The sequence below is a fragment of the Bacillus sp. CGMCC 1.16541 genome (genome assembly GCF_003184905.1).
Taxonomy (GTDB): Bacteria; Bacillota; Bacilli; order Bacillales; family Bacillaceae_H; genus Priestia.
In genome coordinates, this window is sequence record NZ_QFRU01000033.1 from 1 (window position 1) to 13,969 (window position 13,969).

Below are 13,969 nucleotides of genomic sequence, written 5' to 3' on the forward strand. Positions count from 1 at the left end.
TAACCCTTTCCCCGTTTCTTTGTAAGCATCGTTCCATTTCGCCAAAAAGTGATTGAATACAAAGCGAGAACAACCGATTGTTTTAGCGATTAAGATTTCTTGTTCCTTATTAGGATAGATCCGAAACTTATAGGCTTTATTGACTAACATGACTTTCACCTCCTCGCGTGTTGAGATATACATATTATACCATATTAGATAGATATTACATTTCATTTAGAGGTGAAGATATGGAAACACAATCGGTTGTCTTAAGATTTCCCAAGACTTTTTTAGATAGAGTCGACATATACAAAGTGGTTTTGGTACTCGTACACAAGCTATTTTTCATTTACTGCAACTCGCACTCGAACAGTCGGACAATCGAGATGGCAAGTAAGCCATCCCTTGTCCGAAGACGATTCATCCCCCACCTACTCATTGGGCTTGGCCCTTCTCATTCCTTGAGGTGGGGGTCTTCTCGACTGAAATGATAAATATCATCACTTGATGCGTCTGGGTAATTCTTTAATAAAGCCGCTAACTCTTTTTCTACTTTAGGAGCAATTTCTTTATTTTTAAAATCTGAAAAGTCTAACATCCCAAGGTCAATAACTTCCTGTTCGCGCCTCTTCACTAAAACACCACTTTGTTGCTGATTGACCTCTTCAATTGTACGAGCAGCTTGTTTACTTTCACTTGCTTCTTTTTCAGCTATCTTTTCTTCTTTTGCACCTTCAGGGTTAGCGGTCGTCTTTTCCGCTTCATCCGTTCCACACCCTGTTATAAGAAAAATGACAGCTAATAAACTTATACTCCATTTACATACATTCATTTCTTTCACTTCAATCATAAAAAGTAAGACTTGTTTATCATACTACAAACCTCTCAATTTTTGATTTATACAGACACTTTTTACAAAAAGAGGAAAAAAGACTTATAATAGTTAGAAAGAGGGTCAAAAGCTTTACACCTAACTGTTTTCCCTCTTTTTACTGTTAGTAATATCAATTCCTTTTTGGATAATGTCATCTCCAAACCTTCCTTTTAACTGATCCATGACTTTTAAAAGAGGTTCTTCTGTTGCTTCTTCTTCATATGTGAAGAGACTTAATTGTTTCATTGCTTCTTTTTTACGAACCACTTGAGCAGCAGTAATCCCTAACAAACGTATAGGGTCTCCAGTCCAATGCTTTCGAAATAATCGAACAGCTTGATTGAACAACTCCTCTTTTGAATCAATGCTATTTGGTAGCTTTTCACTCCGTGTGATCGTTTCAAAGTTGCTGTAGCGGATTGTAATTTGAATGTGTTGAGTGACAACTTTTTTTTGATGCATTCGTTGACTTACAGACTGAGCGAGACGATTGAATGTTTGAAGCAATATGCGGTCATCGGTTTCATTTTTAGGTAGTGTAGTAGAATGTCCAATTGATTTAAATTGTGATGAAGCATTTGGATTCACTAAACGGTGATCTATACCGTTTGCTCGCTCGATGATTGTTTTCCCTTTCACCCCTAGTACATGTTTAACGCGGTGCTCATCTGCTTTTGCTAAATGTTCAATGGTTTCAATGCCAAGTTGGTTTAATTTTTCAGCTGTTTTCGCACCAATTCCATGCATTTTACTGACCTGTAAAGGCCAAAGAATGTGAGAAACATCTCTTTTCCGTAAAATCGTAATACCAAGAGGCTTCTTCATATCACTAGCCGTTTTAGCTAAAAATTTATTCGGCGCAATACCAATAGAAACAGGAATCTTTAATTCCGTTAATAACGTTTGTTGAATTTGTTCAGCAATTTCAAGAGGACTTCCTAATTGAAAGCAGTTGGTGATATCTAAATATCCTTCGTCTATAGACGCTGGTTCTAATACGTTTGAATATTTTAGCAGATAGTCAAACATCTTTTTAGATACTTGTCGATAAAGTGGGAAATTAGGTTTTAGAACGACCAATTCCGGGCATTTTTGTTTCGCTTCCCAAAGTGGCATAGGGGCGTATACACCTTTGCTTCTTGCTATATAATTACATGTAACGACAATGCCTCTTCGTTCTTTTGGGTTACCAGCAATTGCAACAGGCTTACTATTTAATTCTGGATTTTCTGAAGCTTCAACCGATGCATAAAAAGCATTTGCATCAATGTGAAGAATGACTTTTCCGTTTTTTGGGTACATATTGTGCATACTATCCATCACCTTACACTTAGAACATATATTCTTATTATACACAATCACCACTTTAATCATAAGATGTAAATGATATTCATATATTTACAAAACTTGTTTTAACAAATTTGTTCATTTTTAAGCGAAAAGAATAGTTAATCTTCTTTTATAATGAGACTCTAAACATTTCACTTTTCAATTTTAGATAAAGACAGTATGATTTTCTCATAAAACTTCTATCATATATGAATAAATTATAGGGTAGAAGATAGAAAGGTGGACAGATTAGTTGATTGATAGTCTCTTATCTTACATTGAAGAACTAGGATACGGTTACTTCTTTTTTATTACGTTAGTTGGAGCAAATTTAACACCTGTTCCGGATCCTATTTATATTATGATTGCTGGTAATCAAGCAAAACAGAATCTTTTTAATTACATTCCCGCCTTTCTTTTAACGTATTTAGGAATGATGACTAGTTTATATGTAAAATTTTTGTTCGGAAGGTTATTCTCAGCTCAAGCGTTGCGACTACTTCAACGTCCTCGTCTAAAAAACAAAATGCTTAAAATGGAAAAAGCCATTGATCAATACGGAAACTCAGCTATTATCGCCAGTTACTTTTTACCAGGTCTTCGTCATATTATGCCCATCTTTCTAGGGGCAACAGGAATGAGAAATGCTAGATATATAACTGTTTCGTTTTCATTTGGGTTCATTTGGACTCTATGTTTATTCATTTTAGGAGCAGTTTTAGATGGTTCCCCTTCTTATGTTGATTTTGTTGATGTAGGGATTGGATTGATTTTCATTTGTGGAATATATATTTTTTACCGAAAGAGAAAACAAAGAAGAAAAAGATTAGGACATGAGTGACGAAAGCTAAAAAAGAACATGTACATGAAACAACCCTTGCCTCTCTATCTATTTCTATTAATCGATGGTAAAAGGCAAGGGTTGTTTCATATTGAGTCAACTAGGGGTGTTTTATCCTAGTTGGATTATCCTCTCTACATGTCTAACATACTAGTATATTCTTTTATAAAATGTTTTCTTGCTCGAAATAAAGACGACTTCAATGTACCTAATTGCATGTTTAACCGACTTGCAATTTCGTCATATTTTAATTCAAGTACATACTTTAAAATTAATAAGTTTCGATAAGTTGGATTTAACTTGTTTAATGCGGTCTGACACTCTTCACAATCTTCACTTTGAAGTAAGCATGTCATGGGACAACACGTATCATTATAAAAATCTTGTCTTTTACACTTCTCCATGTACCGCTCTTTTACTTTTTTATGACGAAGTGTATCATAATGTTTGTTCATGGCGACTCGAAACATCCATGCTTTTACTTTTTGAGGATGAATGAACTCTTTATGTTCTAAATATTTCAACGCAACTTCCTGTGTTAAATCCTCTACATCTTGGTGTGCAATTCCTTTTGCATGTAAATAACGCGTTAATTGTTTTAAAGATGCTTCAAAGGATGGTAGATCCTTTTCCGTACACATAGTTGTTCTCCTTTACTTATTGTTAAAGTGTTGCTTGACAAAGTCCGGTACTTTGTCATTTCTAAACGTTCGTGTAATAGGGCCTCTTTGTTCTTTATCATAAAATGCAATAAGATATTCACCACGATCATCCCAAATGCTTGCTGTTAATATTTCATCAATTTTATTTGAGTCTGTGACGGTTAATTTATCTGCATGCTTTTCGATTTCTTCTTTTGTTAGCTCATCCATTGATTTTTTAAAATCATTTTTCAGAATGATCACTTTAGAATAATCATTTCCCGTTTGTCGAGCTTCTTCACGCAATCCTTGTTGTTGTAGCCACTCGTCGACACCTGCATATGATTTATGCCATGTAACGTAGCTGAGTGCTTTTTTATCTGGGCGAATGAGCTCAATATCCCCCCAAGCTTCATTCCCAGAATAACGATATAAATCTTCATAACTTTGAGATCTCATATCTTTCTTTATGACCTCTAACAACTCACGCACTTGCTTAGGGTCTGAAATCGTTACTTGCTTATCTCGTCCATCATGAGAGCGAATAATTAATTGTTCGACATTTTCTAGATTTTGATCCTTTAATAGCTGATGGTAATTTTCCATATGCTCGTCTGATGCGACAATTGGCTCATAAAACACTTTGTATTCTTGATATGGAATGATATATTGTCTCACCAATTTCTTGCCATTTTTAAGTTCATAAACAAGTGAAACGGATTGCGAACCTTGTTGAGATAATCGTCTATGTTGATCATGTTCAGCCGAAATTGCTTCATGCAGCTGAATAATGTGTTTAATATTTTCCTTTTCTTCATAATAAAATGGTTCGTACTCTTTATACATATAATCATCAACGTCTTTAAAATCCTCTGGTGACACAAACAACGAATAAAATCCATCTGAAAGATATACCCTCTCTACATCTTCCGCTTCAGGTACCTTACTTTCAAACCCTGTGATATCGGAATACAAAATGACACCGATTATACCAAAAATAATGATAAATCCAACATACCCTTTCCACTTACTCGCAATTCGCCACGTTTTATCTAAAATCATTTGCGAAATCACGTAACCAAGTAAAGCTCCGATTCCATATCCGAAAATTCCCCAACTAAGTGAGTGTTGTGCTCCTAAAAAGTAAAGACCTCCTACTAGTGCAAAACAAAACGTAACCCCATATTTAAACAGAGGTTGAAGTGGCTTAAAGGCTACCGCGCTATTCGCTACTTCAACATTTCGCTTACGATAAACAAGTAGCGCTGTTACATAGAATACAAGAATAAGAGTGATATAGATGAAAAATTCCGTTCCTGTTAATAAACGATCTTGAATCATGTGTGTGTACCTTGCTGGTAGAAGTAAATACTCAGAAAGACGACCGTGTAAGTAATAATCAATTGCTAAGCCAGTCAAAGCATAGCGTAAATTCATTACGATTAGCATCATCATTCCAAATGGAAATCCTATTAATACATATGTCAGCAAACCATGTAATACAGACATACCTGTAAAAGTCGAAACAAAGACACTCGACATATAAACTAATAGCGTAATCGTAGCTGTTGTTAAGAACCAGTTGATGACATCGCTCGTTGAAAAGATATCGCTAATATTTAAAAATGGAATTAAACATGCATTAATAATCGACACAAGTATAAGTGGGGTGATTAATAACAGCGCTCCAATGATTACTTGTTGATGAAATAGCGGTTCACGCTTGATTGGTAAACCATGTATAAAATCTGCAGCCAGTTTTACATGCATATAACGAAATAGAAAGATGGCTAGTAAAACGGGTACTGTAAATAAAAAGACAACTTGCAAATCTCCTGAAACAGCAAACAAGTTAACGGGAGGCTGTTCAAAAGGATCTCGTTCTTGTGTATATTTCATTAGTAGTTGTAGGGGCACTGAAAAAAACAGCAATACAAAGAATAGTAAACTAGTCCAACCAACATTTCGTAACGTTTGAGTAAGAATTCCTCGATTAAACAAGAATGTTTTCGATGGCATAACCAACATCTCCCATCTCATAAATGAATATTTCTTCTAATGTGAGTGGTAAGATATCAAACAAAACAGGTTGCTGTGATTGCACAAATGTTTTAATTCTCTCTTCCTTGCCTCTCACAATGAATAATAAAACACTTCCGCGCTGCTCTTTATGTAAAATCTGTAGTTCGTGTAAAAAGGCAAGTGGAACATCCTTTTTAAAAGCAACTTGTATTTTATGAATATCTGATTTTAAATCATCTAACTCTTTCTCAACCATTAGCTTTCCTTGATGTAAGATTCCAATATAGTCACAAAGATCCTCAACTTCTCGAAGGTTATGAGAAGAAATTAAAACCGTCATTTCACGATCGGCAACATCTTGAATCAACAGATTACGGATTTTTTGTCTCATCACTGCATCTAATCCATCTAGCGGTTCATCTAAAATAAGCACATCAGGCATCGCTGATAAAGCAAGCCAAAACGCAACTTGACGCTGCATTCCTTTTGACATACGGTGGACTTTTTTCGTAAGTGGGATTGGAAAAGCTTCTGCTAACCGTTCAAAACGCTCTTCGTTCCAATTCCGATACATACTGCGATAAAAGCTCGCTAGTTGCTTAACTGTGGACTGAGGAAAGAAGTACAAGGAGTCTGATAAAAAGATAAGTCTCTCTTTCATTTCAATATTTTCAAAGATAGGTTGGCCATCAATTTTGATTTCCCCACTATCTTGTTTATAAATACCTGCTAGCATTTTAAGTAACGTTGTTTTACCGGCACCGTTCGAACCTAAAAGACCATAAATTGACCCTTTTTTAATTTGCAAACTCACATCTTTCACAGCTTCGTTGTCTTCATATTCTTTTCTTACATGTTTGGCATTAATCACTGTTATCTCCCCCTTTCACTGTTTGTTCTGCTTCTGTAATGAGCGATAGGATTTCTTCTTTTTTCAATCCTAGATACATAGCCTCTGAAATGAGCTTAACTAACTCTTCTTTCATCTTTTTCACCTTTTCATTATTTGATGTTACAGATTGCGGTGTCACAAAGCTTCCTTTTCCTGGAACCGAGTAAATATATCCCTGATTTTCTAATTCTCGGTATGCTTTTTGGATCGTATTAGGATTAATCGTCAACTCTTTTGCAAGCAAACGAACAGACGGTAACTGCTGATCCGCTTGAAACACTTCGTGAATGATTAGTTCTTTCAGTTTTTCAACGAGCTGCTCGTAAATAGGTTTACGACTTCGAATATCTAAATCAAACATAACTTACCTCCTTTCTTTCGTTCAATATCTGTATGATGTGTACTAAGTGTATTAACTGTATTACATTACATATTACAGTTTTAATTATATTCATATTTTTGGAAAAGACAACAGTTTTTTAAAAATTAGTCATTAAAAAGTGATGAACAAAAAAAAACGCAACCTTATAGGCTGCGCTTTTTTCATAGAACGTACGAAGCAAGTGTACGTTGAACATCATATATATTTTTATCTTTTTTAAATTCTTTTGAAACAGGCATTGAAGCGCCAGAGAGCCAAATTTTCAACTCGGCATCTAAATCAAATCGACCTGCAGTTTCAACGCTAAAATGTGTAATTGTCTTATAAGGAATCGAATGATACTCTACCTTCTTACCAGTTACTCCTTGCTTGTCAATGAGAATTAAGCGTTTGTTCGTAAACACAACTAAGTCTCGAATTAGTTTATATGCTTTCTCAATTTTTTCATTTTGTACTAGGATAAGAGAAAGGTCTTGTTCAACTGACTGTAAATCAACTTCCGAAGCGTTACCTAGTAATCCATCTAATATACTCATCATTGTCTCCTCCTTTTCACTTTCCTATTTCTATTCTACTTCGTATCTTCGTATTCCTCAAATGAGATCATGTTTGGATGGTTTTTCTTTACTTCGCCACATCGTCATACTACACTTTTCATATACTAGAAGGAAAGGAACTTACACAAACGGTCTACTTTCCGCTTTTGAAACACCTTTTTATCACGTCGTCTGCTTTCTTTTTGCTAGAACACTACGAATCATAAAATAGCTCACTTCATCTGGAAGCGCTTCTTTTATCGGTTTTAACTTATCGTCTTCCATCTGACTAATCACATCTTCAATTAATTGCTCATAGTGAGGAGGAACAAACCGATTCCAATCAAACTCTTTTCCTTCTTGATAACAGCGAATTAGATGGTTTTCAATGGTTTGTTGACTTAATCCTCTTTGTTTTGCCACTTCTTCAATGACGATCCCTTCTTCTATCACCATTTGATAAGTGACTTCATGAGAAAGCTCATCACTCGTTGTTTTTTTCTTTTTCGGTGCTGTCTCTACTACTTCGACTTGACGCTCTCGCTCTGGATTTTCAAGGCAAAATTGATGAATTGCTGCAATAAAACGCTCACCGTATTGTTCTTGCTTACGTTCTCCAACTCCTTTGACGCTTAAAAATGCTTCATTCGTTTGGGGTAACTTTGCACTCATATCGCGTAAACTTTCATCTGAAAATACAACAAACGGTGGTACCCCTTCTTCTGATGCAATTTCTTTTCGAAGTGAGCGTAAATACTCAAATAGTTCATCATCTCGAACGAGTTGTTTTATTTGTACTTGTTCTTTCCGCATCACTTTTTCGTTTCCAAGTAACACATCTCGCCCTCGGTTTGTAACAGTTAATGTCGGAAACTGACCTTGTCCGACTGCAATATACTGTTCAGAAATTAAGTATTCGATAAACTGACTTACGTCTTTTACAGACTGCTCTTTCATCACCCCATACGTCGAAAGCGTGGTAAAGTTAAGTTCTTGTATCTTTTTATTTTTTGAACCAGTGAGTACTTGAGCAATCATCGTTTTACCAAATCGCTCACCCATGCGAATCATACAAGATAGCACTTTTTGTGTGTCAATCGTGACATCAACTGCTGTTCGGTCATCGGTACAATTTCCACATCGACCACACGACTGTGGGTTTTCGTCCCCAAAATACTGTAAGATAAACGCCTGTAAACAGCCTTCTGTATGGCAATAGTTCACCATTTGCTGAAGCTTTTCCAAATCGTTCATTTGACGCTCTTGGTGGAACGTGGTTTGTTCAATTAAATACCGTTGCACCCGAATATCTTGCGGAGAATATAACACGATACATTCACTATCGAGTCCATCACGCCCCGCACGACCTGCTTCTTGATAATAACTCTCCATGTTTTTCGGCAGTTGATAGTGAATGACGTATCGAATATTCGATTTGTCTATCCCCATTCCGAAGGCAGATGTTGCAACCATCACTTGCACATCATCTTGTAAAAACTGCTCCTGTTCTGTAGCTCGACTTTGATCATTCATCCCGGCATGATAGCGGCCGACACTTACACCATTTTGTCGCAAGTGTTCATACAGATGATCCACTTCTTTTCTCGTTGCCGCATAGATGATTCCAGCTTCTTGCTCATTTTGTTTAATGTAACGATTAATATAAGCAAGACGATCTTCTCCTTTGACAACTGAGAACGATAAGTTTTTTCGTTCAAAACCTGTAATGACTGTATTCTTTTCATCAATATTTAATGAACGACAAATGTCCTCTCGAACTTGAGGGGTTGCTGTCGCTGTTAAAGCGACGACTGTTGGTTGGTATTCTAATTGATTAATCATTTGATGAATACGCAAATAACTTGGACGGAAATCATGTCCCCATTGCGAAATACAGTGAGCTTCATCAATGGCTACAAGTGGAATAGGTAAATAGCGTAATTGCTCTAAAAAAGCCGGAGACTCTAACCTCTCTGGCGCGACATACAACAGCTCATATTCACCCATTTTCACTTCATCTAATCGTTCATTCACTTCTGTTGCTGTTAAAGAGCTATTAATAAACGTTGCTGAAATACCAACTTGATGTAATGCATCTACTTGGTCTTTCATCAATGAGATGAGTGGTGAAATAACAAGTGTCGTTCCCGGTAAAATTAAAGCTGGAATTTGATAGCACAATGACTTCCCACCGCCAGTTGGCATAATACATGCCACATTTTCACCGTTTAATACCTGTCGAATGGTCTCTTCTTGTCCACCTCGAAATGACTCATACCCAAAATAAGATTGTAGATGCTGCACTGCTTGCTCAAAACTCATAAAATGACCTCCTGGATTTCATTTGTTACTTTTTGAGGGAAAGAGAAAGAGGATTGTATCGTGTGATTGAAGAATGTAAGTGAGAGTATGTTTAGTTTAACAGGAATTCACTAAATTCGAAACTGTTTCTTACATTGATTTCGCACTAACATTTGGCAAAGCTTTAAACCTATCATTTAATGAAAAGTGGTCTAAATAGAAGAAGCTGAGTCGATTATCTTTTCAACTCAGCTTCTTCTATTTCATTATACATATCCGTTGCAGTTTTGGTTAACTTTTGCAACATATCATGAAACGCGTATTTTTCTTCATCGTTTAGCGCTTCAAAAAAGCGATCCGTTACTTCAATGCTAATTCGTTCCGCTTCTTTCACCGTTTCAATTCCTTTGTCAGTTATTGTCACTTGGTGAGCACGTTTATCGGTTGGATGTGGTACTTTTTCAATACAATCCATATCTCCTAACTCGCGAATCAGCGTAACCATGGTCGCTTTATCGATACTAACTAAATCCGTCAATCTCGCTTGTACTTGAGGACCATGATTATCAAGTGCCATCAGTACGCCAAGATGATGTGGTGTAATTCCTATTTGATGAAGAGATGAGGAGTAAATTACTTTCGCTAGTTCACCTAACTTCCCAAACGTAAATCCCATCCATTTTGATAAATAACTCGGAAAGTGCTGCTCTATTGTCATTGTCATCACCTTCTATCTAAAACGAAAATCTTTGTAAAAATAAGGTGCAGTTTTCTGCACCTCATTTTTTATTATACTAAAATCACTTTACTTTGCGTAGTTTTGCGACTAGTAAATACAATGCAGGTACAATAACTAGCGTTAAAATGGTTGAAAACAGCACACCTGACACAATTGAAATAGCAAGTGGCTTAAATAATGGATCATTACTAAATGCCACAGGTAGTAATGAAACAAGTGCTGTAAAAGCAGTTAATAAAATTGGTCGAATACGTGAGCGACCTGCTTCAATAATGGACTCAACTAACTCCATCCCTGCTTTTCGACGCTGTTCAATGAACTCAAATAACACAACAGAATTACGTACAACAATCCCTGCTAAGGAGACAATGCCCATCGTTGCCATAAAGCTAAATGGCGTTTGTGTGACAAACAAGCCTGTTACGGCACCAGCAATCGCAAGGTACACTGTTCCTAATACAAGTAGCGGCAATAAGAATGAATTAAACTGTAACGCAATCGTTAAATAAATCAATACCATTACGACACCGAAAAGAAGTGTAATTTCAACAAAGAATTGCGTTTGATCATCATTTTCTCCACCAGTTGTTAACTGATAGTTCTCATTTTCATATTTCTTCTGTAAATCTTTCACGATGCCTTCTACGTCTTCTTTAAACGTTTCTGATTCCCCCGGATATGCTTTTAATGTAATTGTACGCTCTCCATCTTTATGAGGAATCGTTTTGTATTCTTCTACATTCTTTTCTGTTACAAAATCGCTTAGTGGTGCAAGTTCTGGAACAGGACCACCTGTTTGAATCGGTACGTTAATTTCTTCTAAGTTGATCCCTTCAGCATGTGTTTCTTCATCTAATTTCAACACTAAATCCATGTCATCTTGACCACGCTGGAAAGAACCTAATGGTACCCCATCTGTCACGACACGAAGTTGGTCACTAATAAACTTCGCATCTATCCCTTGCTTAGCCATTTCTTCACGATTTAACTCATACGTAATTGTTTCAACAGGTTCTTTTACATCATCAATAACTAAACCATTATCTACTTCTTGAATATTTTTTCGAAGCTCATTTTTAATCTCATTTAATTTTGTAAAATCTTCACCAGAGATATCAACAGTAACTGGTGCACCAGTCGGCGGACCTTGCACAATCGTATTCAAGAAAATCTCCGCTTCTGGATATGCTTCACGAAGTGGCTCTGTCATGTCATCAATAAATTGACTTGATGTAAGTGTCTCATTATCCACACGCGCCACAATTTGCCCTGTATTACTTCCGGTATTATCCATGCTAGCATTGAATAAATTTGGTAATCCTTTTCCTGCAAAAATAGACGTTTCCTCGATACCTTCAACTTCATTAATATCTTTTGTTATCTTCTCAAGTGTGTCATATGTTTCTGTTAATGAATTTTCAACAGGTAGCGTTACATTGACCACGACTTCTTTTTTATTGGCTGCAGGGAAAAATTCAAACGGTGTTAAAAATGCAAGACCAAATAATAACGTTGTAATAACGACTCCACCGATTCCTACAACAAATGGTCTTTTTAATACACTAGCAACCACTTTATCTGCATAGAAGTCAGATAAACGCTTTAATGAATTCCCAATTAAACCTGGTTCGCGTTCACTTGATTTCTTACCGTCCTTGTTTTTATTAACGGCATATTGATAGATTGGAACCAATGTTAATGAAATAATCATAGATGCGATAATTGTTAGTACTAAAACGGTTGGTAATGAGCGAATAAATGCACCATTTCCACCTGATAAAAAGACAAGAGGTAAAAATGCAAATACAACCGCTAACGTTGATGTAATAATTGAACCCCATACTTCTTTAATCCCATTTACAGTGGCGGGTAGAATCTTGCCTTGTTCTTTGTAGTTTCGCAAAATATTATCATTTACCACAATGGCGTCATCTACAAGAATCCCAAGTGCAATGATTAACCCAATAACTGAAATTTGGTTTAGATCTACATCTAAAAATGGAAGTGGAATCGCCCCTAATGTAATCGAAAACGGAATGGCAAGCGACACAATAAACGCTCCGCTCAGCGTTAACCCTAATGTTGTAATAATGATAACTGCGATAACCGCTAATAATGCGTCACGTGTTAAATCTTTAAAGATATTATCTACATCTGCTTTTTGTGAATAATACGTTACAAGATCAACATTGTTCGGTAACGTATTTTCATTGTTTTTTACAACTTCATCTACTTTTGTAAAAATTGTTGGAATGTCTAGTCCTTGCTCTACGTTTACCGTTAATGAATAAGCTGGTTTACCTTTATAGGTTACAATATCCTCAACTTCTTTTTCACGGTATTCAAATGAACCTAATTCGCTTAATTGAACAGCTTCTCTCTTTGTTTTTGATTGAAGTGAGATGGTTTCTACGTCCTCAATCGACTTGAAGTTTCCTAATGATAACGTGTACTCTTGTCCATTTTGCTGAACACTTCCTAATGGAGTTGTTTCGAATTCGTTATTGATAGCTTGAATAACAGACGAAACATTTAACCCATTTTCCGTTAGCTTTTCACTATCTGCTACAAAAACTGCTTCTTCTTCTGAGAAACCTTTAATAACAACGTCACTAACACCTTTTACTTCTAATAGTTTCTCTTTTAAGTCATTAATAGCTTTTTTGGACTCTTCTAATGTTTGTTCATCGTTTGCCACAACCATGTATGACGAAATAGGTGACTTTCCAAAGTCATCATTAAATGTTGGATCTAATGCCCCTTCTGGTAAGTTCTTAGATGAATCAAGCATCACTTGTTTAATTTCATCTGCCACATCTTGAAATTCAGCGCCATCATTGATTTCAATAATCACATTTGAAAATTCACGTGTTGAAACGGAATTCACAGAATCAATGTCTTTTATATCATCAAGCGCCTTCTCAAACCTATTCGTCACATCTCTTTCTACTTGTTCCGCATTTGCACCGGGATAAACCGTAGAGATTGAGACCAAATTCGGTTTAAATTCAGGTAACTCACGCTTTGGCAAGTTGTAAAATAAATATCCTCCTACAATTAAAACAACAAAAAATAAAACGAGTATAAGTTTGCCACGTTCTAAAAATTTTTCAAACATTGTTGATAACCTCCCTTATGGGCATAATGTTAGCTCAACAAACGTTTGTTAGTCAAACATTAGTGTGCTAAACAATTTGTAGAAATTTTTTCCTCTATTATGCACAAAAAAAGACAAGTTTAAAAAGTGGACTTGTCTTTTCGGAATTGTTCAATTTTAATCTCATCTGTCTGAAAATGATAGACATAAGCAATTTCCTCTTCTAGTTCAACAAGAGCTAGTTTAGGGTTCGATGTTACTTGTGCACCTAGGTCAGTTGCAACTCTAGCACCATCATGTGTAACACGTGTTGTAGGCGTATGGCCATGAACG

Annotated in this window: 12 protein-coding genes; 1 reads left to right on the forward strand and 11 read right to left on the reverse strand. The window is 36.1% G+C overall.

Annotated elements, in window-relative coordinates:
• The 3 genes from DIS06_RS18655 to DIS06_RS18665 all read right to left on the reverse strand — a co-directional run.
• On the reverse strand, positions 1-150 hold a 150-nt coding region (locus tag DIS06_RS18655), incomplete at its 3' end, for a helix-turn-helix domain-containing protein (RefSeq protein WP_162596026.1).
• Between the two features lie 286 nt (positions 151-436).
• Positions 437-832 carry a hypothetical protein gene (locus tag DIS06_RS18660; protein ID WP_110114749.1) on the reverse strand — a complete coding sequence of 132 codons (396 nt, stop codon included), beginning with the start codon at positions 830-832 and terminating at the stop codon, positions 437-439.
• 120 nt (positions 833-952) lie between these two features.
• On the reverse strand, positions 953-2,167 hold the full coding sequence (locus tag DIS06_RS18665; protein ID WP_110114750.1) for a DNA polymerase IV: 1,215 nt from the start codon (positions 2,165-2,167) through the stop codon (positions 953-955).
• A 271-nt stretch (positions 2,168-2,438) separates the two neighbouring features.
• Between DIS06_RS18665 and DIS06_RS18670 the strand changes: the two genes are divergently transcribed.
• Positions 2,439-3,026 carry a DedA family protein gene (locus DIS06_RS18670; RefSeq protein WP_110114751.1) on the forward strand — a complete coding sequence of 196 codons (588 nt, stop codon included), beginning with the start codon at positions 2,439-2,441 and terminating at the stop codon, positions 3,024-3,026.
• 134 nt (positions 3,027-3,160) lie between these two features.
• Here the strand turns inward: DIS06_RS18670 and DIS06_RS18675 are convergent, their stop codons facing one another.
• The 8 genes from DIS06_RS18675 to DIS06_RS18710 all read right to left on the reverse strand — a co-directional run bounded on the left by DIS06_RS18675 (position 3,161) and on the right by DIS06_RS18710 (position 13,657).
• A complete protein-coding gene (locus DIS06_RS18675; RefSeq protein ID WP_110114752.1) occupies positions 3,161-3,667 on the reverse strand; it encodes an RNA polymerase sigma factor in 507 nt (168 codons plus the stop codon).
• A 12-nt stretch (positions 3,668-3,679) separates the two neighbouring features.
• Positions 3,680-5,686 (reverse strand): hypothetical protein, encoded by a 2,007-nt coding sequence (locus DIS06_RS18680; RefSeq protein WP_110114753.1) that lies wholly within the window; start codon positions 5,684-5,686, stop codon positions 3,680-3,682.
• Positions 5,661-6,560 (reverse strand): ABC transporter ATP-binding protein, encoded by a 900-nt coding sequence (locus DIS06_RS18685; RefSeq protein WP_110114754.1) that lies wholly within the window; start codon positions 6,558-6,560, stop codon positions 5,661-5,663. Before DIS06_RS18685 ends, DIS06_RS18680 begins: the two co-directional genes overlap by 26 nt.
• Positions 6,553-6,942, reverse strand: a complete 390-nt coding sequence (locus DIS06_RS18690) for a GntR family transcriptional regulator (protein ID WP_110114755.1) — start codon at positions 6,940-6,942, stop codon at positions 6,553-6,555. Before DIS06_RS18690 ends, DIS06_RS18685 begins: the two co-directional genes overlap by 8 nt.
• A gap of 182 nt (positions 6,943-7,124) precedes the next feature.
• On the reverse strand, positions 7,125-7,499 hold the full coding sequence (locus DIS06_RS18695) for a PH domain-containing protein (protein WP_110114756.1): 375 nt from the start codon (positions 7,497-7,499) through the stop codon (positions 7,125-7,127).
• Positions 7,500-7,682: 183 nt separating this feature from the next.
• Positions 7,683-9,821 carry a DNA helicase RecQ gene (gene recQ / locus DIS06_RS18700; RefSeq protein WP_110114757.1) on the reverse strand — a complete coding sequence of 713 codons (2,139 nt, stop codon included), beginning with the start codon at positions 9,819-9,821 and terminating at the stop codon, positions 7,683-7,685.
• A 214-nt stretch (positions 9,822-10,035) separates the two neighbouring features.
• A complete protein-coding gene (locus DIS06_RS18705; protein WP_162596028.1) occupies positions 10,036-10,518 on the reverse strand; it encodes a MarR family winged helix-turn-helix transcriptional regulator in 483 nt (160 codons plus the stop codon).
• Between the two features lie 82 nt (positions 10,519-10,600).
• Positions 10,601-13,657, reverse strand: a complete 3,057-nt coding sequence (locus tag DIS06_RS18710; RefSeq protein ID WP_110114759.1) for an efflux RND transporter permease subunit — start codon at positions 13,655-13,657, stop codon at positions 10,601-10,603.
• Positions 13,658-13,969 lie beyond the last annotated feature (312 nt).

What these genes read in the sequence shown, in the direction of transcription:
- DIS06_RS18660 (WP_110114749.1), bottom strand. Translation starts at nt 832, where the DNA reads ATGATTGAAGTGAAAGAAATGAATGTATGTAAATGGAGTATAAGTTTA.
- DIS06_RS18705 (WP_162596028.1), bottom strand. Translation starts at nt 10,518, where the DNA reads ATGACAATAGAGCAGCACTTTCCGAGTTATTTATCAAAATGGATGGGA.
- DIS06_RS18710 (WP_110114759.1), bottom strand. Translation starts at nt 13,657, where the DNA reads ATGTTTGAAAAATTTTTAGAACGTGGCAAACTTATACTCGTTTTATTT.
- DIS06_RS18665 (WP_110114750.1), bottom strand. Translation starts at nt 2,167, where the DNA reads ATGCACAATATGTACCCAAAAAACGGAAAAGTCATTCTTCACATTGAT.
- recQ (WP_110114757.1), bottom strand. Translation starts at nt 9,821, where the DNA reads ATGAGTTTTGAGCAAGCAGTGCAGCATCTACAATCTTATTTTGGGTAT.
- DIS06_RS18695 (WP_110114756.1), bottom strand. Translation starts at nt 7,499, where the DNA reads ATGAGTATATTAGATGGATTACTAGGTAACGCTTCGGAAGTTGATTTA.
- DIS06_RS18680 (WP_110114753.1), bottom strand. Translation starts at nt 5,686, where the DNA reads ATGCCATCGAAAACATTCTTGTTTAATCGAGGAATTCTTACTCAAACG.
- DIS06_RS18675 (WP_110114752.1), bottom strand. Translation starts at nt 3,667, where the DNA reads ATGTGTACGGAAAAGGATCTACCATCCTTTGAAGCATCTTTAAAACAA.
- DIS06_RS18690 (WP_110114755.1), bottom strand. Translation starts at nt 6,942, where the DNA reads ATGTTTGATTTAGATATTCGAAGTCGTAAACCTATTTACGAGCAGCTC.